26 protein-coding genes are annotated in these 25440 nt (G+C 66.7%); 7 read left to right on the top strand and 19 right to left on the bottom strand.

All coding sequences use genetic code 11. The features are described 5' to 3' along the window. Window positions 1-31: 31 nt before the first annotated feature. The 9 genes from ACFPFG_RS00900 to ACFPFG_RS00860 form a co-directional block, all read right to left on the bottom strand. Window positions 32-577 (bottom strand): PepSY domain-containing protein, encoded by a 546-nt coding sequence (locus ACFPFG_RS00900; protein WP_016445999.1) that lies wholly within the window; start codon window positions 575-577, stop codon window positions 32-34. 143 nt (window positions 578-720) lie between these two features. Next, window positions 721-1932, bottom strand: a complete 1212-nt coding sequence (gene trpB, locus ACFPFG_RS00895) for a tryptophan synthase subunit beta (RefSeq protein ID WP_380104440.1) — start codon at window positions 1930-1932, stop codon at window positions 721-723. 490 nt (window positions 1933-2422) lie between these two features. Then, a complete protein-coding gene (mmsB, locus tag ACFPFG_RS00890) occupies window positions 2423-3397 on the bottom strand; it encodes a 3-hydroxyisobutyrate dehydrogenase (protein ID WP_374621811.1) in 975 nt (324 codons plus the stop codon). Then, the gene (locus ACFPFG_RS00885; RefSeq protein ID WP_180317115.1) at window positions 3357-3806 is read right to left on the bottom strand and encodes a DUF488 domain-containing protein; all 450 of its coding nucleotides are present in this window, start codon (window positions 3804-3806) and stop codon (window positions 3357-3359) included. Before ACFPFG_RS00885 ends, mmsB begins: the two co-directional genes overlap by 41 nt. 22 nt (window positions 3807-3828) lie before the next feature. Continuing rightward, entirely contained in the window at window positions 3829-4293 is a 465-nt protein-coding gene (locus tag ACFPFG_RS00880; RefSeq protein ID WP_380104437.1) for a TfoX/Sxy family protein, read from the bottom strand. Window positions 4294-4333: 40 nt separating this feature from the next. Further along, the gene (locus tag ACFPFG_RS00875; protein ID WP_312376500.1) at window positions 4334-5500 is read right to left on the bottom strand and encodes an acyl-CoA dehydrogenase family protein; all 1167 of its coding nucleotides are present in this window, start codon (window positions 5498-5500) and stop codon (window positions 4334-4336) included. Window positions 5501-5581: 81 nt separating this feature from the next. Then, the gene (locus tag ACFPFG_RS00870; RefSeq protein WP_183018003.1) at window positions 5582-5983 is read right to left on the bottom strand and encodes a lysozyme inhibitor LprI family protein; all 402 of its coding nucleotides are present in this window, start codon (window positions 5981-5983) and stop codon (window positions 5582-5584) included. 61 nt (window positions 5984-6044) lie between these two features. Beyond that, on the bottom strand, window positions 6045-7568 hold the full coding sequence (locus ACFPFG_RS00865; protein WP_012205523.1) for a CoA-acylating methylmalonate-semialdehyde dehydrogenase: 1524 nt from the start codon (window positions 7566-7568) through the stop codon (window positions 6045-6047). Between the two features lie 203 nt (window positions 7569-7771). Next, window positions 7772-8320, bottom strand: coding sequence for a MarR family winged helix-turn-helix transcriptional regulator (locus ACFPFG_RS00860; RefSeq protein ID WP_183018004.1), 549 nt, complete (start codon window positions 8318-8320; stop codon window positions 7772-7774). Window positions 8321-8433: 113 nt separating this feature from the next. Here ACFPFG_RS00860 and ACFPFG_RS00855 point away from each other — a divergent pair, with 113 nt between their 5' ends. Then, window positions 8434-9414: a tripartite tricarboxylate transporter substrate binding protein gene (locus ACFPFG_RS00855; RefSeq protein ID WP_183018005.1), complete on the top strand. Its 981-nt coding sequence runs from the start codon at window positions 8434-8436 to the stop codon at window positions 9412-9414. 51 nt (window positions 9415-9465) lie between these two features. Further along, window positions 9466-10704, top strand: a complete 1239-nt coding sequence (locus ACFPFG_RS00850) for a flavin-dependent oxidoreductase (RefSeq protein WP_380104434.1) — start codon at window positions 9466-9468, stop codon at window positions 10702-10704. A 16-nt stretch (window positions 10705-10720) separates the two neighbouring features. Here ACFPFG_RS00850 and ACFPFG_RS00845 read toward each other — a convergent pair whose 3' ends face one another. Then, window positions 10721-11833: a helix-turn-helix transcriptional regulator gene (locus ACFPFG_RS00845; RefSeq protein WP_380104432.1), complete on the bottom strand. Its 1113-nt coding sequence runs from the start codon at window positions 11831-11833 to the stop codon at window positions 10721-10723. A 286-nt stretch (window positions 11834-12119) separates the two neighbouring features. Between ACFPFG_RS00845 and ACFPFG_RS00840 the strand changes: the two genes are divergently transcribed. Next, window positions 12120-12512, top strand: a complete 393-nt coding sequence (locus tag ACFPFG_RS00840; protein ID WP_380104430.1) for a hypothetical protein — start codon at window positions 12120-12122, stop codon at window positions 12510-12512. Beyond that, window positions 12509-12733 carry a hypothetical protein gene (locus ACFPFG_RS00835; protein ID WP_380104429.1) on the top strand — a complete coding sequence of 75 codons (225 nt, stop codon included), beginning with the start codon at window positions 12509-12511 and terminating at the stop codon, window positions 12731-12733. Before ACFPFG_RS00840 ends, ACFPFG_RS00835 begins: the two co-directional genes overlap by 4 nt. Before the next feature lie 212 nt (window positions 12734-12945). Here ACFPFG_RS00835 and ACFPFG_RS00830 read toward each other — a convergent pair whose 3' ends face one another. The 5 genes from ACFPFG_RS00830 to ACFPFG_RS00810 all read right to left on the bottom strand — a co-directional run bounded on the left by ACFPFG_RS00830 (window position 12946) and on the right by ACFPFG_RS00810 (window position 17769). Continuing rightward, entirely contained in the window at window positions 12946-13983 is a 1038-nt protein-coding gene (locus tag ACFPFG_RS00830) for a Bug family tripartite tricarboxylate transporter substrate binding protein (RefSeq protein ID WP_312376518.1), read from the bottom strand. A 116-nt stretch (window positions 13984-14099) separates the two neighbouring features. Then, window positions 14100-14741, bottom strand: a complete 642-nt coding sequence (gene maiA, locus ACFPFG_RS00825; RefSeq protein ID WP_183018011.1) for a maleylacetoacetate isomerase — start codon at window positions 14739-14741, stop codon at window positions 14100-14102. A gap of 19 nt (window positions 14742-14760) precedes the next feature. Next, complete coding sequence (locus ACFPFG_RS00820; RefSeq protein ID WP_374621834.1) at window positions 14761-15468, bottom strand: fumarylacetoacetate hydrolase family protein; 708 nt, start codon at window positions 15466-15468, stop codon at window positions 14761-14763. Window positions 15469-15506: 38 nt separating this feature from the next. Next, entirely contained in the window at window positions 15507-16544 is a 1038-nt protein-coding gene (locus tag ACFPFG_RS00815; protein WP_183018013.1) for a cupin domain-containing protein, read from the bottom strand. Between the two features lie 16 nt (window positions 16545-16560). Continuing rightward, on the bottom strand, window positions 16561-17769 hold the full coding sequence (locus ACFPFG_RS00810) for a 3-hydroxybenzoate 6-monooxygenase (RefSeq protein ID WP_380104426.1): 1209 nt from the start codon (window positions 17767-17769) through the stop codon (window positions 16561-16563). A gap of 204 nt (window positions 17770-17973) precedes the next feature. Here ACFPFG_RS00810 and ACFPFG_RS00805 point away from each other — a divergent pair, with 204 nt between their 5' ends. The 3 genes from ACFPFG_RS00805 (at window position 17974) to ACFPFG_RS00795 (ending at window position 20564) form a co-directional block, all read left to right on the top strand. Further along, window positions 17974-18510: a MarR family winged helix-turn-helix transcriptional regulator gene (locus ACFPFG_RS00805; protein ID WP_197956296.1), complete on the top strand. Its 537-nt coding sequence runs from the start codon at window positions 17974-17976 to the stop codon at window positions 18508-18510. Between the two features lie 14 nt (window positions 18511-18524). Next, on the top strand, window positions 18525-19427 hold the full coding sequence (locus tag ACFPFG_RS00800) for a LysR family transcriptional regulator (protein WP_183018015.1): 903 nt from the start codon (window positions 18525-18527) through the stop codon (window positions 19425-19427). 75 nt (window positions 19428-19502) lie between these two features. Continuing rightward, the gene (locus ACFPFG_RS00795) at window positions 19503-20564 is read left to right on the top strand and encodes a patatin-like phospholipase family protein (RefSeq protein WP_380104423.1); all 1062 of its coding nucleotides are present in this window, start codon (window positions 19503-19505) and stop codon (window positions 20562-20564) included. A 21-nt stretch (window positions 20565-20585) separates the two neighbouring features. On the opposite strand, the gene glyA is transcribed toward ACFPFG_RS00795, so the two are convergent. The 4 genes from glyA to ACFPFG_RS00775 are packed head-to-tail and all read right to left on the bottom strand — an operon-like array spanning window position 20586 to window position 25316. Next, window positions 20586-21860, bottom strand: coding sequence for a serine hydroxymethyltransferase (gene glyA, locus ACFPFG_RS00790; RefSeq protein WP_380104421.1), 1275 nt, complete (start codon window positions 21858-21860; stop codon window positions 20586-20588). Between the two features lie 47 nt (window positions 21861-21907). Further along, window positions 21908-23146: an acetylornithine/succinylornithine family transaminase gene (locus tag ACFPFG_RS00785; protein WP_465251916.1), complete on the bottom strand. Its 1239-nt coding sequence runs from the start codon at window positions 23144-23146 to the stop codon at window positions 21908-21910. A gap of 57 nt (window positions 23147-23203) precedes the next feature. After that, complete coding sequence (locus ACFPFG_RS00780) at window positions 23204-24055, bottom strand: YggS family pyridoxal phosphate-dependent enzyme (RefSeq protein ID WP_312376544.1); 852 nt, start codon at window positions 24053-24055, stop codon at window positions 23204-23206. Between the two features lie 4 nt (window positions 24056-24059). After that, entirely contained in the window at window positions 24060-25316 is a 1257-nt protein-coding gene (locus ACFPFG_RS00775) for a benzoate/H(+) symporter BenE family transporter (RefSeq protein WP_183018022.1), read from the bottom strand. Window positions 25317-25440 lie beyond the last annotated feature (124 nt).

Genomic DNA, 25440 nt, shown 5'->3' with positions numbered 1-25440 from the left:
CTGAAGCGCGCTGCCGGGTTGGGGTCGAGACTCAGTCCTTCTTGGCCCGGATGACTTCGCCGCCCACGGCGTCGATCTTGACTTCCATGAGCGTGCCGTTGGCCTGCAGCACTTCGACCTGGTAGCTGGTCTGGCCCCAGTGGGAGTCCAGTTCCGCGCTGACGGGCGTGCCGGGGGTGTGGCGGGTGGCGGCCTGGATGGCTTGCTCTATGGTGGATTTGGCCTTTTCCAGGCGCTGGCGGTCCTTGCGCTTGGCGGCGCCGTCGTTCTTGTGCTGGGCGGCCTGGCCGGTGATGGCGTTGACCCAGACTTCCACGCTGTCGCCGGCCGGGGTGATGACTTCGATTTCGTAGCGCGGGCCCATGCCGTCGCCGTCGTCCAGCTGGGCTTCGATGGCCTTGCCGGGCACGGCCTGGGTGGCGCGGGTGATGGCCTGTTCCAGCGGGATCTTGGCCTGGCTGGTGATGGTCTGCCATTCGGCCACCGACTTGGCTGCGGCGGGCAGGGCGGCGGTGGCGCAGGTCAGGGCCAGGGCGATGGAGAGGGCGGCAGTGCGTGCGAACGGGGCAGGCTTCATGGGTGTGGGCTCCTTCCGGGAATGGGGTTGGACAAGACAACGGTCGGGGCCATTGTCTCCACCGTCCCGGAGAGCGGTTGTCGGAGAGGGCGCCCTTTGCCCCCTCCGGTGTGCTGCGGCTTGATCCAGCGCAGGCTCTGCGTTCAGAGGCCCAGCACCTTGGCCACGTAGTCGGCGTCCTTGTCGCCCCGGCCCGAGAGGTTGATGAGGATGTGCTGGTCCTTGGGCAGGCCGGGCGCCACGCGCATGGCCCAGGCCACGGCGTGGGCGCTTTCCAGCGCGGGGATGATGCCTTCCACGCGCGACAGCTGCATGAAGGCGTCCAGGCATTCCTTGTCGGTGACGGATTCGTACTGCACGCGGCCCAGGTCCTTGAGGTAGCTGTGCTGCGGGCCCACGCCCGGATAGTCCAGGCCCGAGGCAATGCTGTGCACGGCAGCCGGCGTGCCGTCTGCGTTTTCCAGCACGTAGCATTTCATGCCGTGGATTTCACCGGGCTTGCCCATGCTGAGCGTGGCCGCATGGCGGCCGGGCTTGTCCGTGCCTTCGCCCGAGGGCTCCACGCCGACGAGCTTGACCGAGGCATCGCCCAGGAAGGCCGTGAAGATGCCCATGGCGTTGGAGCCGCCGCCCACGCAGGCTGCCACATGGTCGGGCAGCTTGCCGTGTTTGGCCTGGAATTGCTCGCGCGCCTCGCGGCCGATGATGCTCTGGAAGTCGCGCACCATCATCGGGAACGGGTGGGGGCCGACCACGGAGCCGATGGCGTAGATGTAGTCGGTGGGGTTGGTGAGGTATTCCTCGAAGGCGCTGTCCACTGCCTCCTTGAGCGTGGCCGCGCCGCGCGTGACGGGCACGAGCTTGCAGCCCAGGATGCGCATCTTGGTGACGTTGGGGTGTTCCTTCTCGATGTCCACCTGGCCCATGTGGATCTCGCAGGGAATGCCCACCAGCGCGCAGGCCGTGGCCAGGGCCACGCCGTGCTGGCCGGCGCCGGTTTCTGCGATGACCTTTTTCTTGCCCATGAACTTGGCCAGCAGGGCCTCGCCCAGGCAGTGGTTGATCTTGTGGGCGCCGGTGTGGTTGAGGTCTTCGCGCTTGAGGTGGATCTGTGCGCCGCCGAGCTGCTCCGACAGGCGCCGCGCGTGGAAGATGGGGCTGGGGCGGCCCACGTAGTCGGCGAAGAGTTGGGCCAGTTCCTGCTGGAAGTCTTGGCGTTTCGTGATTTCGGCGTAGGCGGTGTTGATGTCGTCCATGGCCTGCTTGAGGTGGGGCGGGACCAACTGGCCGCCGTAGGGGCCGAAGTAGCCTTCCTCGTTGGGCATGGGGGCGAAGGTGGGAGGTGTAGTGGTCATGTTTGCTTGTGTTCGTTGTGATGGATGACGCTCTGACGATTCAGGGTAGCCGTGGCAGCTTACGCAGGGCTGTTGGGAATGGCCGAGAGAGAAAACCCCGGTTGGATTGACCGGGGTTTCTTGCTTTTTGACCCTGCCGGGTGGTTGTTTTTCGAGGCCGGGTCTCGGCCCGGCGGCCGACCTACCTTTCTTTGATTCGTCACCGGTACGCCGGCCGAAGAAACGTAGGCCAAAGAAAGACGACCCGAATGCCCGCGACCCCTTCGCTGCGCTGCGGGGCAACCTGCGTCGGGCCGCCTGCGGGGTTCGCCGCAGAACTCACTGCGCGCTGCGCGCTCCGTTCAGACAACTGCGGCGAGTCAGTTGACGAGGCAGTCCTGTCCTTCGGCAGGACTGCAACCCCGCAGGCGGCCCGACGCAGGCGCGGGCATACGGGATTGGGGGCGGGTGCGGGTGCATGGGCATCCGGCCGCTGGCCTGAGCCTGGCGGTCAGCCGTTCTTTTGCAGGGAGCGGATGACGCTGGAGAAGTCCAGGGCGCCGTTGCCGGCGATGGAGTGCATGGCGTACATGGCGCGGGCCATGCCGCCCAGGGGCGTGGAGGCCTTGACGGCCATGGCGTTTTCCTGGGCCAGGCCCAGGTCCTTGAGCATGAGGTCGGTGCCGAAGCCGCCAGCATAGTTCTTGGAGGCGGGGGCGTTTTCGTGGACGCCGGGGAAGGGGTTGTATTTTTCCAGGGCCCAGTTGCCGCCCGAGCTGCGGCGCATGATTTCGCTGAGGACCTTGGGGTCCAGGCCGTTGGCCACGCCCAGGGCGATGGCTTCGCTGGTGCCGATCATGAGGATGCCCAGCAGCATGTTGTTGCAGATCTTGGCGGTCTGGCCCGCGCCTACGGCGCCGGCGTGGAAGATGTTGGCGCCCATTTTTTCGAGCAGGGGGCGGGCGCGCTCCAGGTCGGCGTCGCTGCCGCCGACCATGAAGGTGAGGGTGCCCGCAATGGCGCCGCCCGTGCCGCCGGAGACGGGGGCGTCGATGAAGGCGATGCCTGCGGCCTGGGCGGCCTTGGCGACCTTTTGGCTGGTGGCGGCGGCGATGGTGGAGCTGTCGATGATGAGCGCGCCCTTGGCAATGCGCTGCAGCAGGCCGGCTGCGCCGTCGCGGCCCAGGAAGAGGCCTTCCACATGCTGGCTGGCGGGCAGCATGGAGACCACGGCGTCGGCGCCCTGTACGGCGTCCTCGGCGCTGGCGGCAATGGCCAGGCCTTCGGCGGCGACCTTGGCGCAGGCGTCCTTGGAGAGGTCGAAGGCCTTGACCGTGTGGCCTGCCTTGTGCAGGTTGATGGCCATGGGGCCGCCCATGTTGCCGAGTCCGATGAATGCGATCTGCATGTGCTTGTCTCCTGTGTTGTGAAGCTTGTGGTGTGTCTCAGTGGCCGGTGTCGCTAGTGTTCGTGTCGCCGTTCGCAATGTCGGCGCCGCGTTCCTTGAGCAGGGAGCGCAGGATGCCGCGATGGCAGCGCGCCTCCTGCTCGCAGTAGCAGCCGATGGCAAAGGCGCTGTGCTGCGAGAGGGCGGCCAGCAGGTCCAGGGTGCGGCTGGCGGCGGGCTCGGCCATTTCCTTGCGGAATTTGCGCACGAATTGCTGCCAGAGCTTGTCGGCCTCGGCCTGCTGGCCGTGGTCCTGCAGCCGGTGCGATTCGAGCGCGGTGTGCATGGTGTCGGGCTGGGGCGAGAGTTCGGGGTACCAGACGTCGTAGTAGTCGCGGCTGGCGAATTCGGCCTTGGGCACGCCGCGCGGCGGGCGGCGCACGGTGCCTATGCGCAGGCCTTCATCGGCGTGGCGGGGGCTGCCTAGCTGGACGATGCGGATGGGCATGGGGCTCTCCTGCAAAGGCGGCTTATTCGTCGCCGAAGATGGGGTGCTTGCGTGTGCGGCGCCCGGCCGGGGCGGGCGGCGCTGGCGGGGTCTTTGCGTCGGCGGGCGCGGGTTCGCTGGCCTGGGGCTTGCGTTTTCTGGGGGGCGTGGCCTTGGCGTGGGGGTTGAAGGCCAGGGCCTGGGCAATCCAGTGCTGCCACTGCTGGCGCGTGGCATAGGCGGCGGGGCCGATGAAGAAGTAGCCGTCCATCTGGCCCTTGGACGAGAGCGGGCGCAGGCCCGGCGTCTCGGCCACGGCGGCGTGCTGCGAGGGCGGCAGGCGCACCAGCAGTTCGTCGTCCTCCACGCCCAGGCACAGCTTGCCGTTGACCATGAAGACATGGCAGCCGAACATGCGCTTTTCCTGCACGTCGTCGCAGCCGGCCAGGGCTTCGCGCACGGCGTCTATGAGGTGCAGCGTGGTGTCGGAGAGCGGGCGGGCGGGCATGGGGTGACGTGCTGGTGCAGGGCGGGTGGCGCAGCCCGGTTCAGCGGATCATGTCGGGCGCATCGCCTTCCAGCATGCGCCGCGCGATGATGACGCGCATGATTTCGTTCGTGCCTTCGAGGATCTGGTGCACGCGGGCATCGCGCATGAGGCGCTCCAGCGGGTATTCGCGGATGTAGCCGTAGCCGCCGTGCAGTTGCAGGGCTTCGTTGCAGACCATGAAGCCGGCATCGGTGGCAAAGCGCTTGGCCATGGCGCAGTAGGTGGAGGCGTCGCGCGCGCCGGCATCGAGCTTGGAGGCGGCCAGGCGCACCATCTGGCGCGCGGCCACGAGTTCGGTGGCCATGTCGGCCAGCTTGAACTGCAGGGCCTGGAAGCTGGCAATGGGTTTGCCGAACTGCTTGCGCTCGTGCATGTACTGCTGGGCCTGGGTCAGCGCGCCCTGGGCGGCGCCCACGGAGCAGGTGGCGATGTTGATGCGCCCGCCGTCCAGGCCCTTCATGGCGATCTTGAAGCCTTCGCCCTCGCGGCCCAGCAGGTTCTGGGCGGGAATGCGCACGTTGTCGAAGCTGATGACGCGCGTGGGCTGGCTGTTCCAGCCCATCTTCTCTTCCTTCTTGCCGTAGCTGATGCCGGGCAGGTCGGCAGGCACGGCAAAGGCCGAGATACCGCTGGCGCCCGAGCCTGCGTCGCCCGTTCTGGCCATCAGCACCAGCATGTCGGTGCTGCCCGCGCCGCTGATGAAGGCCTTGGCGCCGTTGATGATGTATTCATGCCCCGCCAGCTCGGCCCGGGTCTTGAGCGAGCCGGCGTCCGAGCCCGCGCCGGGCTCGGTCAGGCAGTAGCTGGCCAGCTTGCGGCCGCTGGTCAGGGCCTCGCCCCATTCGGCGCGCACGGCGCCGGTGGCCCAGGTGCCCAGCATCCAGGTGGCCATGTTGTGGATGGTGATGAAGGCGGTGGTGGAGGGATCGACGGCGGCCAGTTCCTCGAAGACCATGGTGGCGTCCAGGCGCGGCAGTTGCAGGCCGCCTGCGTTCTCGGGCGCGTACAAGCCGCAAAAGCCCAGTTCGCCCGCCTTGGCGATGGCCTCGCGCGGGAAGATGGATTCACGGTCCCAGTGCGCGGCATGGGGCGCGAGTTCGGCCTGGGCAAAGGCGCGGGCCGATTCGGCAAAGGCGCGCTGGTCGTCGTTGAGTTCGAAGTCCATGGCTGGCTTGTCTCCTGCGTTGGGCTCTGGGGCCCTTGTTGTTCTGGGGGGGCTGTCGGTGCCTGTCGGTGCGTGCGGTGCTCAGTGCTGCAACCAGCGCTCCAGCGCCTGCATGCGCTCCTGTGTCGCGGCCGTGAGGCACTCGTGGTATAGGCGCGGTCCTTCGGGCCGGGTTTCGCTGTCGCGCGTGGCGGCCTTGCAGCGCGCCGTGCGGCCCTTGATCCAGCCGTTCTGGTCGTGGCGCAGGCCCGTGCGCTTGCCCTGGGGCAGTTGCTGCATGACATCCAGGTAGCGGATGTTGAGCGCGGTGTCGGCCTCCTGGAAGGCCTGGACCGCACAGGCATTGCGGCTGGCGGCGGCGCTGGATGCCGGGTCGCAGGCTGCACCGGCCTGCGCGTGAAGGGTCAGGGGCAGGGCGCACAGGGTGGTCAGCAAGGCAGTGCCCAGGCACCGGGAGAGGGAGGCGGTCATTGGAAAACGCATGCCGTCATCATCCCAGAGCCGGGGCCTGCCCCGGATCAATCCGTGTCCGCCGACCCGTGCATCAGCGCAGGCTGATGGTGGTGTTCACGCCCTGGCTGGTGGTGCTGTCGTCGAACCAGCGCGCCGTGACGGTCTTGGTCTGCGTGTAGAACAGCACGACCTGCTTGCCGTAGGGGCCCAGGTCGCCCAGCTTGGAGGCGCGGCTGCCCGTGAAGGAGAACAGGGGAACCGGCACGGGAATCGGCACGTTGATGCCGACCTGGCCCACGTCGATGTCTTCCTGGAACTTGCGCGCCGCGGCGCCCGACTGCGTGAAGATGGCCGTGCCGTTGCCGTTGGGGTTGGCGTTGATGAACTCGATGGCCTCGTCCAGGCTGTCGGCAGCCGCCAGGCACAGCACGGGGCCGAAGATTTCCTGGTCATACACGCTCATGCCGGGCTTGACGCCGCTGAACACGGTGGGGCCGACGAAGTTGCCCTTGTCGTAGCCGGCCACCTGGGGCTTGCGGCCGTCCAGCTCCAGCTTGGCGCCGTCGGCCAGGCCGCGTTCGATCAGGCTTTCCACACGCGACAGCGCCGCGCAGGACACCAGCGGGCCTACGTCGGTGCCGGGCTCGGTGCCGCCGCTGACCTTGAGGGTCTTGGACTTTTCCACCAGCTCGGGAATCCACTTCTGTGCATCGCCCACCAGCACGGCCACCGACAGCGCCATGCAGCGCTGGCCTGCCGCGCCGAAGGCTGCGCCCAGCAGGGCGTTGAGCGTTTGCTCCTTGTTGGCGTCGGGCATGACGATGGCGTGGTTCTTGGCGCCCATCATGCATTGCACGCGCTTGCCGGCCAGGCTTGCGCGGTTGTAGACATGGGTGCCGACCTTGGTGGAGCCCACGAAGCTGATGGCCTTGATGTCGGGGTGGTCGCAGATGGCGTTGACCACGTCCTCGCCGCCGTGCACCACGTTCAGCACGCCGGGCGGAATGCCGGCTTCCAGTGCCAGTTCGCACAGGCGCATGGTGACCATGGGGTCCTGCTCGGAGGGCTTGAGCACGAAGGTGTTGCCCGTGGCGATGGCCATGGGGAACATCCACAGCGGAATCATGGCCGGGAAGTTGAAGGGGGTGATGCCCGCGCACACGCCCAGGGGCTGCAGCACGGAATAGGTGTCCACGCCGTTGGCCACGTTGTTGGCCAGCTCGCCCAACTGCAGCGAGCCGATGTTGGCCGCATGCTCCACCACTTCCAGGCCGCGGAAGACGTCGCCTTCGGCGTCAGGCAGGGTCTTGCCCTGTTCGGCCGTCAGCAGCGCGGCCAGCTCCTTCATGTTCTCGCGGATCAGCTGCTGCAGCTTCAGGAAGATGCGGGCGCGCTGGCCGATGGGCGTCTTGCGCCAGGTCTTGAAGGCTTCCTTGGCGTTGGCGACGGCGGCATTGACCTCGTCGGGCGTGGCAAAGGGCACGCGGGCCAGAACCTCCTGCGTGGCCGGGTTGACCACATCGCGCCATTGGGTGCTTTGGGATTCGACCAGCTTGCCGTTGATCAGCAGCTTGACCGTGGGCGCCAAAACCTTGGCGGACGTGGATGCATTCATGGCTTGTCTCCTGTTGCGGTGGTGTCAGCCCGGCATGCCGTGCGCCGGGCGTTCATCGCATGGTAGCTGTGCGGTTTTTCGCAAGCAATGGAGATGTTTGCAGTATGTATGTGCGTTTTTGCACAGCATTGCGCAATCCTGTCCGCGCAAGAAAGCATGGCCTGCGAGTGGCGCAGGCCATGCGGGTCCGGAAACTCGAAAGCTCAGTTCGTGCCGGTGGCGGGCAGTGGCCGATCGCCAGCGGATGCAGGCGTCTGAACGGCGGGGGCGCAGGGCTTGTGCAGCGGCTCCAGCTTCACGCGGGCGTTGGCGCCCAGGCCGGATTCCAGCTTGGTCAGCAGGCGCAGCAGTTCCTGCAGCTCATCGTCTTGCAGCGGGGACACCAGGCGTTGGTAGGCCTGATCCACCAGCGGCACGCTGGCGGCCAGGAGGGCGCGGCCTTTGTCGGTCAGCGTCAGCTCGTGCTGGCGGCGGTCGCGCGTGCTCAGGGCGCGGTGCACGTATTCGCGCTCTTCCAGCCCGCGCACCAGGCGCAGCGTGGTCACCTTGTCGAAGCCCATGGCTCGCGCCAGGGAGCTTTGGTCGGAGCCGGGGGAGGCGTCGATCAACACCAGCGCGCCGTACTGCGGCGGCGTCAGACCCAGTGGGCGGCATTGCTCTTCAAAAATGCCGACCGAAATCTGGTGGGCGCGCCGCAGCAAAAAGCCAGGGCGCTGATATAGCGGCAGTGGTGCAGGCGTCATCGTGTCCATATGCGTCTAGTATTCTTGCAAAGGTGTCCAGTATTCATTCGTTTTCCACCAATTGTGCCCATTCTGGTGCATGATCAGCATGCGTTTGCATGCTAACTACAAAAGAGGTCTACATGAGGAATTTTGTTGGCAGACGGCAATTTTTGAAGACAAGCGGATTGGGGGTATTGGGTTTACCCGTAGCAGGCGCTATCGCCAGTACCGAGAGTGTGCCTCTGAAATTGATTGTGCCATTCACTCCGGGTACTGGAATCGACACGATCGCGCGAACGATCGGTCCTTTGCTGGCCAGGCGTCAGGGCCGGCCCGTGGTGGTGGAGAACAAGCCGGGCGCCTCTGGAAATATCGGGACCGAGGCCGTTGTGCGCTCGCCCGCCAATGGCCAGACGCTTTTGGTGACAGTGAATACCCTGGTGATGAACGCATCGCTGTATCCCAAGTTGCCATTCAATCCGCTGACAGACCTCGAGCCTGTGACGCTGACCAGCTGGGGACAGCTGATTCTGGTGACGCCCACGGCCTCCGCCTATCGGACGGCGACCGATCTGGTCAAGGCTGCCAAGGCTTCGCCGGGCCGCATCAATTACGCATCGCCGGGAGTGGGCACTCCGCACCATATGGCGATGGAGCTTTTCAAGAGCACGGCTGGCGTCTCGATCACGCACATCCCGTATCGCGGAACAGGGCCGGCGCTGACGGACCTGCTGGGCGGCCAGGTGGAATGCATGTTCCTGCCCATTCACGTGGCCCTGGTGCATGTGAGGGCCGGCAAGCTGCGCGCGCTGGGCATTGGCAGCCAACAGCGCCACCCGCTGCTGCCCGATGTGCCCACGCTCAAGGAGGCCAAGGCGGGCGACGTGAACGTGGATATGTGGTACGGCGTGTTTGCGCCGGCCGGCATGCCGGCGGACCAGGTCGATGCCCTCAATCGCGAGATCCGCGCGATTTTGGCGTCGGAGGAAGTCCGGCATGCCTTCGCGCCCCAGGGGATGGATCCGGCCGGCAGCACGCCGGCCGAGTTCAAGGCCCTGGTGCAAAAGGACGCCCGGCGCTGGGCCGATCTGGTCAGGGCGCGGGGGATTACCGCCGAGTAGGCGGGGCGGGCGCAACCGGCGCCCAGGGGAGAAAGCATGGAGAGGCAGCGGATGAAAGTAGCGATCGTGGGGGGCGGCATCGGAGGCCTGTGTCTGGCATTGGCCCTGCATCAAAGAGGCATTGCCTGCGAAGTCTTCGAGGCCGTGCCCGAGGTCCGCGAGATCGGCGCGGGCATTACCCTGCTGCCGCATGCCATGCGCGAGCTCAGCGACCTGGGCCTGCAGCCGCAGCTGGAGGCCCTGGCGATCGAGAACCTGGAAAGCGTGTTCTTCAACCGCTACGGCCAGTTCGTCTACCGCGAGCTACGCGGCCGCCATGCGGGCTACGAGCTGCCGGAACTGGGCATACACCGGGGCCGCCTGCACCGCGTTCTTTTCGAGGCGACCGTGCAGCGCCTGGGCCAGGGCGCCGTGCACACTGGCCACCGCTGCGTTCGTGTGGACCAGTCGGCCCATGGCGCCACCGTGCATTTCGCGCCGGATGCCCAGGGCCATGCGCCGCCGTCCGCCACGGCCGACATCGTCGTGGCCTGCGATGGCGTCAACTCCGCCGTGCGGCGCCAGTTCTATCCGCAGGAGGAGCTGGCCTTCGGCGGCATCAATACATGGCGCGGCGTGTCGCGCTTCAAGCCCATCCTCACGGGCAAGAGCTATCTGCGCATCGGCTCGGTCGATACCGGCAAGATGGTGATCTATCCCATCGAGGACGATATCGACGGGCAGGGCACGCAGCTGATCAACTGGGTGGCAGAGATCCGCGACCCGCAGATGCGCATGAACGACTGGAACCGCGCCGGCCGCATGGAGGATGTGCTGGCCATCTTTGGCGGCTGGACCTTCGACTGGCTGGATGTGCCGGCGCTGATCCGCTCGGCCGAAACCATCTTCGAGTACCCCATGGTGGACAAGGACCCCGTGGACCAGTGGAGCTTTGGCCGCGTGACCCTGCTGGGCGATGCGGCCCACCCCATGTATCCGCGCGGCTCCAACGGCTCGGCCCAGGCCATGCGCGATGCGCGCGTGCTGGCCGACCTGCTGGCCGCCGACCCGCAAGGCGACCCGCTGGCGCTGCTGGCCGCCTACGAGGCCAGCCGCCTGCCCGCCACCAGCCAGATCGTGCTGACCAACCGCTCCACGCCGCCCGACTTCATCATCATGAAGGCCGACGAGCTCAGCGGCGGCCAGCCCTTCGGCCATATCGACGAGCTGATCAGCCAGGATGAGCTGCGCGCCATTGCGCGCAACTACGAGCAGGTGGCGGGGTTCGCGAATCCGCAGTCGCAAGGCTGAGTTGCTGAGGCGACAACTAGCCTGACATAGTGGGTATCAGAACAAGGCGGACCAATTGAGCCAAGGTGTTGATCCCCATCTTGGCTTCAATGATCTTGATTTGGGAACGGATCGTATGGATGGACACACGCCTCTCGTCGGCACATTCTTGTGGTGTCAATCCGTCATAGGCAAGCATGACACATAGCGTGGCTTCCCCATGAGTCAGTCCATACAACACCCGCAGGCGGCTGGCCCGCCCTGGATCCTCTGGTGCGGCTGGCCCTGTCATCAACAGCAAAGGCTTTTGCCATTGTCTGGCAATCTCGGCTGACGGTGGGACGGGTGTCAGTGCAAGCTGCAAAGGAGCACCTGAGCGGCGGCGCAATGACACGGCACCTTGTGAGCAAGCAGCCTGCCAGAGTGCAGGTTCTTCATAGCCTTCAGGTGCGAACCGTCCAGATCGAAAACGCACCGCAGGCTCGCTGGCGATCAGTTGGTGCGCTGCCGCATTCCCCAAGAGCAGCCTGCCTGTCTCATCGAGCACGAAGACGGATGCTGCCAACCCATTCAATGCTGACTCGGCCAGGGCAGAACGTTCCTGTGGCTGTGCCAGACGTTGCTGCAACTGGAGTACCCGCACCATGTGCGAACGCAGGCTGTCCACCTCTCTCCGTCGCCAGAGCTGCCTTGCCACGCCTGCCACCTGTGGTTGACCGTGATAGGCCAGGAACTCCACTTGCTGAAGTGTGCGTGAGATCACGACCCCGGACCAACTGCCTACACCGTTGGGTCGTAGGTACTCCTGATAGAACACGCCGCGTTCACGCACTTCAGGAGGGAACTCCTGCAGGTCGTCAAGCCAGTAGCCTCCGCTCCAGTTTCTAGACAGACCCTGAGCGGGGTCGTAACGAACAAATTCTTGCGTGTAGCTGCCCAGCATGTGATTCATCCATGACGAATCATCGGCAGCCAATCCACGAATGCCCGTTTCACCTGACTCTAGGTCATGCCACAACCAGGTGGCGAGCCGGGTTCCTGAGTGCGTGCGCAGCCCCTCGATAGCCTCTGACCAAGCCACATCACCCAAGGCTGCGGCATAGAGGTCGTTGACCAAGCCCCCGAATTCTTTTTTATCACCAAAATTCATGATGGATCGATTTTTATGTGATCAAAAGAATAAACGTGCGAATGATCTCACCCAGCCTAACCCAAAATTTGGGGATGCGAACCTGGGAGTAAGCCGATGTAATGAAGCAAAATGTACCCTGCGCACTTTCGATTGCAGGTTTAAGCAATTCCCTGTTATTGATGGAAAGACTCTTGGGGCGATCTATGCCAGCATATTTCGTATGTCTCAACTTTCTCTGAGGAGAATTCAGGAATGAAGAAGTGATTAAATCCGTCACATTTCCTGAATGATTGAAATGAATATCATGAAAATGAAACTTGCAATAATCCTTTCGGCATCCATGTTCGTATTGGCCGGTGCATACGGCCAAAATAGAGTTATCTCGATCAAATCAGGTGAGAGTGCCGATATCGGAGTTGTGTACTGGGTCAAGAACTGCAATTCCACATTGCAAAAAGTTTCTGGCATCGATATACTCGACGGGAACAATCCGGCACTTCAATTTGGAGTGAGAGAGGAGCTGGTTAATGCGTCCAGGCAAAACTGTGCATCCAAGGTTCCCGGTGGAGTCGTGTATGTGACTGCCAGCCAGGTGGCGGAAAAGCAGTCAACTGTCATAAAATATCGTGTGAAGTACGAAACCACTGATGGTCAGCAGCAATCGACACACTCTGTTCAGTTGGATATGTATCCATGATGGCTTTCGAGTTTCGATGGAATCGCCATGAATGGATTGAATTCGTCACCGGCTTCGGCCGCATTCTTGCTGGTTTCAGGAGTGCAGGCTGCGGATGTCAGATCACCGGTTGCTTTCCTGCCATGCCAGCAGGAGAGCCAGGTCACGCAATGGAAGACCCGGATTGGGAAGCCAGTCCAATTTCCAACGTAAAAAAGAGGACCTATCACGCCCCGACCTAAAAGACTATTCCCGGAGCACGAGTGATACTGCTTTGCGGATATTTCAGGCAATAACTAATTTCATGACGCAAGTGATATGGAAGGCACTTGACAAGACAGCCCCCGCAACCGCCACGACCCGGGCACGGGCACGGGCACGGGCACGGACATATGGGGCGGGGGCCGAAAAGCAGGGGCGCGCTGCGCCCCGTTGCTGGGTCGATACCGGCCTTTCAATCCAGACTGATATTCGCCTTCTGAATCAGCAGCTTATATTGATCGGCCTTGGTCCTGGCGAATTTCTCCATCTCCGGCACCTCCCAGGTGATGGGCTGGAAGGCGAAGGTGGCGAATTTCTCGCGCACCTGCGGGTCCTGCAGCACGGCGACCACGTCGGCATGGATCCGGTCGCGCAAGGCGGCGTCCACGCCCTTGGGCGTCAGCAGGGAGACGAAGGAGTTCACGATGAGCTCTGCCGGGCCGCCCGATTCGGCCACGGTGGGCACGTCGGGCATCTGGGCGATGCGCTGTGGAGCGGCCACGGCCAGGTAGCGGATCTTGCCGGACTTGTAGATGCCCTGGCTGGAGGGAATGCTGGCAAAGCTCCAGGCCGGATCGCCATTGGCCACCGAGGTGTAGAGCTGGCTGACCTCGCGATAGGGCACATGGGTCATCTTGCTGCCGGTCAGGAAGTCCAGCCATTCGCCGCCCAGGTGGCCGGGGCTGCCCACGCCCCAGGAGCCGTAGCTGACCTTGCCGGGCTCCGACTTGGCCGCCTTGATCAGGTCGCCCATGCTTTTCCAGTGCGAGTTCGTGGGCACGGCCACGAAGAAGGGCGTGAGGAACAGCGGCGCCACGGGATCGAAGTGCTGCAGCGGATGGAAGTTGCGCTGCCTGTAGAGATAGGGCAGGGCGGAGATGTGTTCGCTGTCGAGCTGCAGCAGCGTGTAGCCGTCGGGCTTGGCGCGGCGTGCGGCTTCGATGGCGACAAAGCCGCCGCCGCCAGGGCGGTTGTCCACGGTCACGCCCTGCTTCCAGCGCGCGGCAAGCTTTTCGCCCACGATGCGCAGCACGGCATCAGGGCCGCTGCCCACGGCAAAGGCCGTGATCACGGTGACGGGGCGCGTGGGAAAGCTGGCGGTGCTGCTGGAGCCTGCCTGTGCCCAGGCGCAATGCAGCGGGGCGATGGAAGCCAGCAGCAGGGCTGCGCCTGCAAGGGCCTTGCGGCGGTAGAGGGCGGCGCCGAGGCGGTCGGATGGGGATGCTTTCACAGTCTGTCTCCTGTTGGATCTGCTTTTTTCACTGCTTGCAATGCCCCGGTCCTTCTGGCGAGGACTCGGGGCGGGGTGGGGCTGCCGGCAAAGGCGCGGCGGGTTCCGGGCGCGGTTCAGCCGGCGTCAGGCTGGGCCGAGGGCGCGGCCCGTGCAAAGGCGGGCAGGGCGGCGCAGGCGCGGTCCACTGCGCTGATCAGCGGCCAGCGGGCCAGGTCCACGCCGAAGCGGCGCGCGCTTTCGATCTGGGGAACCAGGTAGACATCGGCCAGCGTGGGCGCGTGGCCAAAGCAGAAGTCGCCGCGCCGCGTGTCCTGCGCGAGCAGGGCCTCGATGGCGTCGAAGCCGTCGGCAATCCAGGTGGCACACCAGGCGTTGATGGCGGCTTCGTCCGCACCGAACTGGCGGCGCAGGGTCTGCAGGATGCGGCGGTTGTTGATGGGATGCACGTCGCAGCCCACGATGGCGGCCAGCGCGCGCACCTGGGCGCGGTCCTCGGGGTCGGCGGGCAGCAGCGGCGGCTCGGGGTGGCGCTCCTCCAGCCATTCGATGATGGCCGGCGACTGGATCAGCGTGCGGCCGTCGTCCAGCGTCAGCGCCGGCACCAGGCCCTGCGGGTTGATCTGCCTGAAGGGCGGCCGGGCCTGCTCGTCCACGCGCAGGTCCACGGGAAAGTAGTCAGGGCTCAGGCCCTTGAGGTTGAGCGCGATGCGCAGGCGGTGCGAGGTGCCGCTGCGGAAAAAGCCGTAGAGCTTCATGGCGGTTGTCTCCCTGGCCTTATTCGGGCTGGCCCACGGTGAGCGCGATCTCGCCCACGCCCTGCACATGGCCCGTGATGCGGTCGCCCGGCAGCACGGCGCCCACGCCTTCGGGCGTGCCCGTGTAGATGAGGTCGCCGGGCTGCAGGTGATAGAAAAGCGAGAGGTCGGCAATGATTTCGCGGATGTTCCAGATCAGCTTGTCCACGTCGGACTGCTGCCTGGTCTCGCCATTGACGGCCAGTGCAATGGCGCCGGATTCGATCACCTGGCCCGGCATGGACACGATCTCGCCGGCCACCGAGGACTGCTCCACATCCTTGCCCAGATCCCAGGGCCGGCCCTTGTCGCGCGCCACCAGCTGCAGGTCGCGGCGCGTCATGTCCAGGCCGCAGGCGTAGCCGTAGATGTGTTCATGGGCCTGGTCCGCCGCAATGCGAAAGCCCGCCTTGCCGATGGCCACCACCAGTTCCATCTCGAAGTGGTAGTTGTTCGTCTCGGGCGGGTAGGCCACGGTGGCGCCCGATTCGGTCAGGGTGGAGGGGGCCTTGGTGAAGTAGAAGGGGCGCTCCACGCTCTTGTCCACCGGGCGGCCCATCTCGACGGCATGGGCGTGGTAGTTGCGGCCCACGAAGAACAGGCGGTTCACGGGCAGGCGCTGCGTGCTGCCGCGCACGGGCAGGGATTGGACGGGGGGCGGGGTCCAGAGATATTGGGGGGCGGTCATGGTATTGGCGATGGGGGAGGAAAGAGAAATCGGAGGATTCAAGGCCGGACTTCGTAGAGGCCCAGCTTTCGGTGCAAAGGAGCCTCGTCGGCCAGGAAGAGGAAGGCCGGCTCGCTGGCGCTGGCATTGGCCAGCGTGGCGGGCGCCCAGCCGGGCACGCAGCAGGTGTCCGCCGGTGCCAGGTCGAAATGGCGGTCCACGGCGGCCACGCTGGCGCCGCCCTCGATGACATGGAACACGCAGGCCGGCGAGCGGGCAGGCAACTGCAGCGTCTGCCCCGGGCGCAGCATCAGCGCGTAGAAGCCCAGGATGTTTTCGCAGTCGGCACCGGTCTCGGGGTTGGTATAGGTGAGCTGCACGCAGTCCAGGTCCGGCCGGTCGGCGGCCAGCTCCAGCAGCGCGGCGCGGGCATCCTTCCAGGGGTAGCGCAGCATGGGGTAGGCCTTGGCGCTGCGCGCGAACACCTGCGTGGGCGCCAGGCCACCGCGCGCATACGCCCGGTCGCCACGGCCGGGCAGGGCGGGCTGGCGCGGGCCGTCCACGTGATAGGTGACTTCCAGGTAGTAGGCCAGGGGCAGGTCCAGCACATCGAGCCAGACCACGGCCTCGTCCCCGTCGTGGCCATGCTCATGCCACAGCCCCGTGGGCGTGAGGATGAGGTCGCCGCGCTCCATGGGGCATTTCTCGCCATCGACCAGGCTCCATGCGCCCTGGCCTTCCACCACCATGCGCACGGCATTGGGCGTGTGGCGGTGCGAGGGCGCCCACTCGCCGGGCAGCAGCAGCTGCATGCCCAGGTAGATGGAGGAGCTGGCCTGCATCTTCTCCAGCCCATGGCCGGGATTGGCCAGCACCAGCACGCGGCGCTCGGCTTTTTCGATGGGCGTCAGCTCGCCCGCCTGCATCAGCAGCGGGCGGATGGTCTGGTACGGCCAGGCGATGGGCTGGGTGCGCGGGCGCGGCGTGTGCGGCGGCATCACGTTGCGCAGGCTGGGCCACAGCGGCACCAGGTTGTTGCGCGTGAGTTCGTCTCGGTAGTCCTGGGGCAGGTCTTCCAGGCGGCCAAGTTCTTGCATGGCGGTCTCCTTGTGTTCAGTCTTCGGCGAGGCAGGTTTCGGCCTTCCAGCCGTACAGCCATTCCATGGCGTCGTAGAAACGCTGGGGCGTGCGGCCCTTCCAGAGGTCGTTGCGCACCAGGCGCTCCACGCCGCTGGCGTGGAAGATGCGGCCCATCTCGCGCGCGGACAGCACCACGCGTGCCGTGCGGGCGATGCGCGAGCGCTCGTACAGCCGCAGCGCCTGCGGCCAGTCGTTGCCGCAGCGCTTGAGCGCCTGGCCCAGTGTCACCGCGTCTTCCAGCGCCATGCAGGCGCCCTGGGCGATGTACTGCAGCGTGGGGTGTGCGGCATCGCCCAGCAGCGTGGCGCGGCCGAAGCTCCACTGGCCAATGGGCTCGCGGTCGGCCGTGGCCCAGCGCTTCCAGCTTTTGGGCAGGGCTATGAGCTGGCGGGCGCGCGGGCAGCAGTCGCTGTAGTAGCTTTGCACCTCTTCGCTGCTGCCTTCGCGCACGCCCCATTCCTCCTGCTCGCGGCTGTGGAAGGTGACGACCACGTTGTACTGCTCGCCGCCGCGCAACGGGTAGTGCACCAGGTGGTAGTTGGGGCCGACCCAGATGCTGGCCGCGTTCCAGCGCAGGTCCTCGGGGAAGTCGTTCTTCTCCACCACGGCGCGGTACACCACGTGGCCGGAGACGCGCGCCGCATCGCCCACGTACTGCTGGCGCACCACGGACTTCACGCCATCTGCGCCGATCAGGGCCTGGCCCACATGGACCTGGCCGTGCTGGTCGCGCACGGTGACGGTGTCGCCCTCCTGCTGCACGGCTTCGATGCGCGTGCCCGTCAGCGTCTCGATTTGGCCGTGGGTGCGCGCGCCTTCGAGCAGCGAGGTGTGGATGTCGGCGCGGTGGATCACCGCATACGGGTTGCCGAAGCGGGCGCGAAACGCCTCGCCCGTGGGAATGCGGCCGACCAGCCGCTCATCGAGCGCGTCGTGCATCACCATCTCGTCGGTATAGACGGCGCGGCCACGGGCCAGCTCGCCAATGCCCAGCGCGTCGAAGGCCGCGAATGCGTTGGGCCCCAGCTGTATGCCGGCGCCGATCTCGCCCAGCTGCGGCGCCTGCTCCAGCACCTTGACGGCGAATCCCTGGCGCGCCAGGGCCAGCGCGGCCGCCACGCCGCCAATGCCGCCGCCTGCCACAAGAACGGGCAGCGCCCGGGAAGAAATGCTGGTGCTCATGGATGTCCTGTGCTTCGTGGTGCGTGTCGCCCGCCAGCGGGTCAGCTGCGTCGCGAGTAATTAAACAGTATGCTGACGATAAGTGTAGTGTTGATTTGCATCAGGCCAGCTTGGGGTTTCCCTGGATGCAGGCAAAACGACGGCGGACAGCGTGTCTGGGTGAATCACCTGTCTGCCAGCCAACGCCAACGGAGGGGGCGGTTCATGCGAACATCTGCGCTTGCCCGCAGGGACACGGAAAAGAGCGCAATGGCCATGGACTACCAACCCGCAGAACTAGAAAACTACCCCGGCTACCACATCCGCCGCCTGCAGCAGATCGCGGTAGCCGTCTTCATGGAGGAGACCCAGGAATTCGGCGTGACCCCCGTGCAGTACGCGGCGCTGTCGGCCGTGCTGCGCCAGCCCGGCGTGGACCAGCGCACGCTGGCGCGGATGATCGGTTTCGACACCTCCACCATCGGCAGCGTCATCGACCGGCTGGAGGCGCGCGGCCTCATGGTGCGCAACAGCAGCCCGGCCGACCGGCGCGTGCGCCTGCTGTCGGTCACTGCAGAAGGTGCTGCGCTGCTGGCCGCTGCCGAGCCCTCGGTGCTGCGGGCCCAGCAGCGCATGCTGGAGCCGCTGCCCCGGGACCAGCGAGGCCTGTTCATGGACATGATGGCCGTCCTGGTGCGGCAAAACGACGATCTGGCGCGTGCGCCCAGCACCCTGGCAGCGCGCCGCGCCGCAGCCGACTGAGGCGGCCTCGACCCATGGACTGGGACCACCTGAGATTCTTTGGCGAGCTGGCGCGCAGCGGCAGCATGGCCGCCGCCGCGCGGCAACTGGGCGTGGAGCACACCACGGTGTCGCGCCGCATCCAGGCCCTGGAAAAACAGCTGGGGGCCGTGCTCTTCGAGCGCGAGGCCGGCCAATGGCGGCCCACGGAGGCCGGCCGCCAGCTGCTGGGCGTGGCAGATGCCATGCAGCGCGCCGCCGCCGGCCTGGACCGCATGCCGCTGGCTGCGGAATCCACCAGCCAGGGACCGTCGGGCCTGGTGCGCGTGGGCGCCACCGAAGGCTTCGGCACCCAGCTGCTGGCCCCGCAGCTGGCCGCGCTGACCCAGCGCCATCCTCTGCTGAGCATCGACCTGCTGGCCCTGCCGCGCCTGCTGCACCTGTCGCGGCGCGAGGCTGACATCGTCATCTCGCTGGAGCGCCCCACGCGCGGCTCGGCCGTGGTCACCAAGCTTACGGACTACCGGCTCTTCCTCTACGGCCAGCGCGAATACCTTGCGCGCCGCCCGTTGGTGGCGCACACCGAGGACCTGCGCCATCACAGCTTCATCCACTATGTGGACGACCTGCTGTTCACGCGCGAGCTGCAGCTGCTGTCCACCCTGTTCCAGCCCGAGCGCTTTGCCTTTCGCAGCACCAGCATCACCGCGCAGTACGAGGCCGTGCGCGCCGGCGCCGGCCTGGCCGTGCTGCCCGCCTTCATCGCCGACCGCGACCCCGTGCTCAGCCGCGTGCTGCCCGCCGAGGCCTGCTTCACCCGCACCTTCTGGATGAGCATGCCCTCGGATGCCCGGCAGGTTCAGCGCATCGAGGCGGTCTGGGGGTTTTTGCGGGAGGCTGTGCAGGGGATGGGCGGCTTGCTGAAGCCCAGAGCCTGAGGGCCTGCGGCGGTCAGGCCCCTGCCGCTATACTGCCCGCCCCGAATCTCGTCATCCGACAGCAGGATCCCTGGCATGCGCCTGAAAGCCCTTTTGCGTCCACTGGTGTACCTGAGCCTGGCGGGGGGGCTGGCCGCTTGCGGCAGCAACCCGCCCAGCCCCTCGGCGGCCACGCCCGAGTCCACGCCCACCGCGCCGGGCACGCCCGTGGCGCCCATCAGGATCGGCCTGGCCCTGGGCGGCGGGGCCGTGAAGGGCTTTGCCCATATCGGCGTCATCAAGATGCTGGAAGCCAATGGCCTTGCGCCTGCGGTGGTGTCCGGCACCAGCGCGGGCAGCGTGGTGGGGGCGCTGTATGCGAGCGGCATGAACGCCTTCGAGCTGCAGGAAAAGGCCGTGGCGCTGGATGAAACCAGGATCCGCGACCTGCAGCTGTCCTCGGGCGGCCTGCTGGTGGGGCAGAAGCTGGAAGACTATGTGAACGAACAGGTGGGCCGCAAGCCGCTGGAGCAGCTGGCCAAGCCCTTCGTGGCCGTGTCCACGCGGCTGGAAGATGGCGAGCGCACCGTGTTTGCGCGCGGCAATACGGGGCAGGCGGTGCGTGCCTCCAGCAGCATTCCGGGTGTGTTCCAGCCCGTGGCCATCGGCAAATTCCACTTCGTCGATGGCGGCATCACCAGCCCCGTGCCCGTGGACGCCGCGCGCCAGCTGGGCGCCGACCTGGTGATTGCCGTGGACATCTCCAACAAGGCGCGCGGCAAGGCGCCCGAGAACATGCTGGGCGCACTGGGCCAGTCCATTGCCATCATGGGCCAGAAGCTGGGCCAGGCCGAGCTGGCCCGCGCCGACATCACCATCCGCCCCAAGGTGCTGGACATCGGCCCGGCCGACTTCACCCAGCGCGCCAGCGCCATTCTTGAGGGCGAAAAGGCCGCCGTGGCCGCCATGCCCCAGATCCGCGAGCGCATCGCCCAGTTGCAGGCCGAGCGTGCCAAGGCCGCGAAGCTGGCCCAGCAAAAGGCGGCCGAAGCCCAGCACCAGGCCTGCCTGGACCAGCGCTCGCGCATGCAGAAGCTGGCGGAGATGGCGGGGATGGACGGCGCCTGCGCCAACCCCAACCTCAACGCCAACCCCTGATCCACCACGGCTGCGCGCGGGCTATCCGTAGACCGGATAGCGGCTGCACAGCTCCGTCACCTGCTCCCTGACCCGCGCCGCCACCTTGGCAAAGCGGGCGCCTTCCTGCGCGTCCAGCGCATCCAGCACATCGCAGAGCCAGCCGGCCAGCTGTTCGCACTGCGCCTGGCCGAAGCCGCGCGTGGTGACGGCGGGCGTGCCTATGCGCAGGCCCGAGGTCACGAAGGGCGAGCGAGGGTCGTTGGGCACGGTGTTCTTGTTGGTGGTGATGTGCGCCTCGCTGAGCGCTGCGTCGGCATCCTTGCCGGTGTAGCTGCGGTCGGACAGGTCGATCAGCATCAGGTGGTTGTCCGTGCCTCCCGAGACGATGCGGTAGCCGCGCTGCTGGATCACGGCGGCCATGGCGCGGGCGTTGGCCAGCACCTGGCGCTGGTAGGCCTTGAACCCGGGCTGCAGCGCCTCCTTGAAGGCGACGGCCTTGGCGGCGATCACATGCATGAGCGGCCCGCCCTGCACGCCGGGGAACACGGCCGAGCTCAGGCGGCGGTTGAAGGTTTCGTCCTGTCCCTTGGACAGGATCAGGCCGCCGCGCGGGCCGCGCAGCGTCTTGTGCGTGGTGCTGGTGACCACATGCGCATGGGGCAAGGGGCTGGGGTACTCGCCCGCCGCGACCAGGCCCGCCACATGGGCCATGTCCACCCAGAACACGGCGCCCACCTTGTCGGCAATGGCGCGCATGCGGGCCCAGTCCTTGTGGCGCGAGTAGGCGGAGAAGCCGCCGATGAGCATGCGGGGCCGGTGCTCCAGGGCGATGCGCTCCATCTCGTCGTAGTCGATCAGGCCCGTGGCGGGGTCCAGCCCGTAGGGAACGATGCTGTAGTGGCGGCCCGAGAAATTGGACGGGTTGCCATGCGTCAGGTGGCCGCCCTGGGCCAGGTTCATGCCCATGACGGTGTCTCCGGGCTGGGCCAGCGCCAGGAACACGGCGGCATTGGCCTGGGCGCCGGCATGGGGCTGCACGTTGGCGTAGTCGCAGTCGAACAGCGCCATGGCGCGTTCCACGGCCAGGCGCTCGGCCACGTCCACGTTCTCGCAGCCGCTGTAGTAGCGCTTGCCGGGGTAGCCCTCGGCGTACTTGTTGGTGAAGACCGAGTTCTGCACCGCCATCACCAGGGGGCTGGCGTAGTTTTCGGAGGCGATGAGCTCCACATGGTCTTCCTGGCGGCGTTTCTCGCTCTGGATGGCCTTGGCCAGCTGCGGGTCGAAGTCGGCCAGGGTCAGGGATGCGTCGTACATGGGTGAATGGTTCCTGTGTCGGGGCAAGGGCTGTGGGGGAGCGATGGTCATGCAGCCGCCAGCTGGCCTGCGGCGGGCGCGCCTGGCTGCGCCGCGCTGGCCGGTTTCAGCAGGCAGGCCACGCGGGCGACGATGTCGTCGATCTGGCTCTCGTCGCATATCAGCGGCGGCAGCAGGCGGATGGTGGATTCGCGCGTCACCGTGATCAGCAGGCGCTGCCGGGCCAGCGCGCGGCCCACCAGCTCCTGGCAGTTGCGGTTCAGCTCGATGCCCACCATCAGGCCCTGGCCGCGCACGGCCAGCACGTCGGGGTGGCCGTGCAGGGCCTGTTGCAGGCCGTTGAGCAGGCGTCGGCCCAGGCGCCTGGCTCGGCCGGGGATGTCCTCGCGTTCCATGATGTCCAGCACGGTGCAGCCCACGCGGCAGGCCAGCGGGTTGCCGCCAAAGGTCGATCCATGCTGGCCGGGCGAGATCAGGTCGGCCGCAGGCCCGCGCGCCAGGCAGGCGCCGATCGGAATGCCGTTGCCCAGGGCCTTGGCCAGGGTCATCACATCGGGGGCGATGTCCGCATGCTGGTGGCCGAACCAGGCTCCGGTGCGTCCCAGGCCGGTCTGGATCTCGTCCAGCATCAGCAGCCAGCCGTGCTGGTCGCACAGGCTGCGCAGCTGGCGCAGGTAGTCGGGGCTGGCCAGGCGGATGCCGCCTTCGCCCTGCACGGGCTCGATCAGCACGGCCACGATGTCGCCATGCTGGGCGGCGGCGTGGTGCACGGCCCCGATGTCGTCATAGGGCACGCGCACGAAGCCCGGCATCAGCGGCTCGAAGCCGCGCTGCTTGGCCGGGTTGCCCGTGGCCGACAGCGTGGCCAGCGTGCGGCCGTGAAAGCCGTTGTCCATCACCAGGATCTGCGGCCGCGCCACCTGCCTGCGGTGGCCATGCAGGCGCGCCAGCTTGAGCGCGGCCTCGTTGGCCTCGGCGCCGGAGTTGCAGAAGAAGGCCGTCTCCATGCCGGCCAGGGCGCACAGGCGCTGGCCCAGGCGTTCCTGCCAGTCGATGCGGAACACGTTGGAGGTGTGTAGCAGCAGGCCGGCCTGCTCGGCAATCACGGCAGCGATCTCCGGATGGGCGTGGCCCAGGCCGGTCACGGCCACGCCGGCAATGGCATCCAGGTATTCGGTGCCGTGCTCGTCCCACAGCCGGGCTCCACGGCCACGGACGAAGGAGACGGGCTGGCGGGCATAGGCCTTCATCAGGCGGGAATCAAGGGGTTGCATGGCTTTTTGCATGTCAAGGTCCTCAAGCGGGGTCAGGGTGGAATTGAAAAGGGTGGCGAGGGGGCGCGTTCAGGGCAGTGCCTGGGCCGCGGGATCGGGGCCGCCTGCGGGCCAGTAGAAGCTGTCCGGCTGGGCGCGGGCGCCGAAGATGGCCTGGCCCACGCGCACCACGGTGGCGCCTTCCTCGATGGCGATCTCGAAGTCGCCGGACATGCCCATGGACAGTTCATCCAGCGAGATGCCCGCCGGCGCGCCCTGGCGCAGCTGGTCGCGCAGGCGGCGCAGCAGCACGAAGCATTGGCGCACGCGCTCGGCCTCGCTGGAGAACAGGGCCAGCGTCATCAGGCCGCGCACGCGCAGCGCACTGAAGGCGGGCAGGGCCTGGACAAATCCCTGCACCTCGTCGGGCGGCAGGCCGTACTTGCTGGCCTCGCCCGAGGTGTTGACCTGCACGAACACGTCCAGCGCCCGGCCTTCGGCCTGCAGGCGGCGGTCCAGCGCCTCGGCCACGCGCAGGTTGTCCAGCGCCTGGAACTCGCTGGCAAAGCGCGCCACCAGCCTGGCCTTGTTGGTCTGCAGGTGGCCGATGACGGACCACTGCAGATCGGCCAGGTCCTGCATGGCCTCCCATTTGCCGAAGGCTTCCTGGACCTTGTTCTCGCCCAGCATGCGGCAGCCCGCCGCATGGGCCAGGCGCAGGCTGGACTCGGGCTTGGTCTTGCTCACGGGCAGCAGGCGCACGCTGGCCGGCTCGCGCCCCGCGCGGCGGCACGCCGCGGCCATGCGCGCCTGCACGGTGGCCAGGTTGTGCCGGAAATCGTCCACCGTCTCGGCCTGGGGGTAGCGGCCGTGCTGGTCGTGGCGGGTCAGGGTGTCGGCGGTTTGGGCGGTGCCGCCGGTGGTGTCTTGTGTCGCAAGCATGGTTTCAGCTCCTTTTGATGGCGGCATCGGCGGCGGGCACGTTGCCGGTGCCCGCCTCGCTGCGGGCGGCCCGGCGCGGCCACTGGCCGTTGAGCACGGCATGGGCCACCAGGCCGATGACCAGGCCCCAGAAGGCGCCGCCTATGCCCAGCATGGAAATGTTGGCTGCGGCGGCCAGGAAGGTGATCAGCGAGGCCTCGCGGGTTTTGGCGTCGGCCAGCGCATTGGCCAGGCTGCCGCCGATGGTGCCCAGCAGCGCCAGGCCCGCCAGCGTGGTGATGAAGGTGGCGGGAAACGCCATGAACACGGCCGCCAGCGTGACGCCGAACACGCCCACCAGGATGTAGAACACGCCCGCAGCGATGCCCGCGATCCAGCGCCTGGACGGCTCTTCATGCGCCTCCTTGCCCGTGCAGATGGCGGCCGTGATGGCGGCGATGTTGAAGGCGTGCGAGCCGAACGGCGCCATCAGCAGCGAGCCCAGGCCCGTCAGCGTGACGATGGGGTTGGCGCTGGTCTTGAAGCCGTCGTTGCGCAGCACCAGCATGCCGGGCATGTACTGGCCGGTCAGCGTGATCAGGAACAGCGGCAGAGCCACGCTCAGCAGGGCGTTGAGAGTGAATTCCGGCCGCGTGAACACGGGCGCGGCAAAGCGCAGCTGCAGCCCGGACAGGTCCACACGGTCCTGCGCCAGCAGGAACGCCAGGCCCAGCGCCAGGATGCCGACCACCGCATAGCGTGCCGTCAGCCGCTTGAGCAGCACATAGGCCACGATCAGCAGGCCGGCCAGCAGCGGGTCCACGCTCATGCCGCCAAAGGCCTTGATGCCGAACTGCAGCAGGATGCCCGCCAGCAGGCCCGAGGCCACGCCCGGTGGAATCAGCCGGATCACGCGCTCGAACCAGCCCGACAGTCCCAGCAGCACGAAGGCCGCGGCCGACACCACATAGGCGCCCACAGCTTCGGCATACGGCGTGGTGGCCAGCGCCGTCACCAGGAAGGCTGCGGCCGGCGTGGACCAGGCCGTGATGATGGGCTCGCGCGAGAGCCAGCTGAGCACCAGGCCCGTAACGCCCACGCCAATCGAAATCGACCACACCCACGAAGCCGTGAGTTCCGGGCTCAGGCCGGCCACCTTGGCTGCCTGGAACACCAGGATGAAGGTGCCGCCGTAGTTGACGATGACCGAGATCAGTCCGGCCACCACGGGGTGGACGAGGTCGCTGAAGCGAAGGGGTGAGTGTGTGTCTGATGAAGGCATGGTCTTCTCGTTTTCCTTGGGGGTTGGATTCCTGGCTGTCTGGGGAAAGAGGTATTTGAGCGCTGAAGTGGACTGAATGATCCGTACACTTCATCTTCTTGTTTCAGACCACTTTGCAATGGGT

This window comes from Delftia deserti, from assembly GCF_042653485.1.
GTDB classification, from domain to species: Bacteria; Pseudomonadota; Gammaproteobacteria; order Burkholderiales; family Burkholderiaceae_C; genus Comamonas; species Comamonas acidovorans.
Note: the sequence above shows the minus strand (reverse complement) of the source record. Positions and strands in the feature narration are given on the sequence as shown.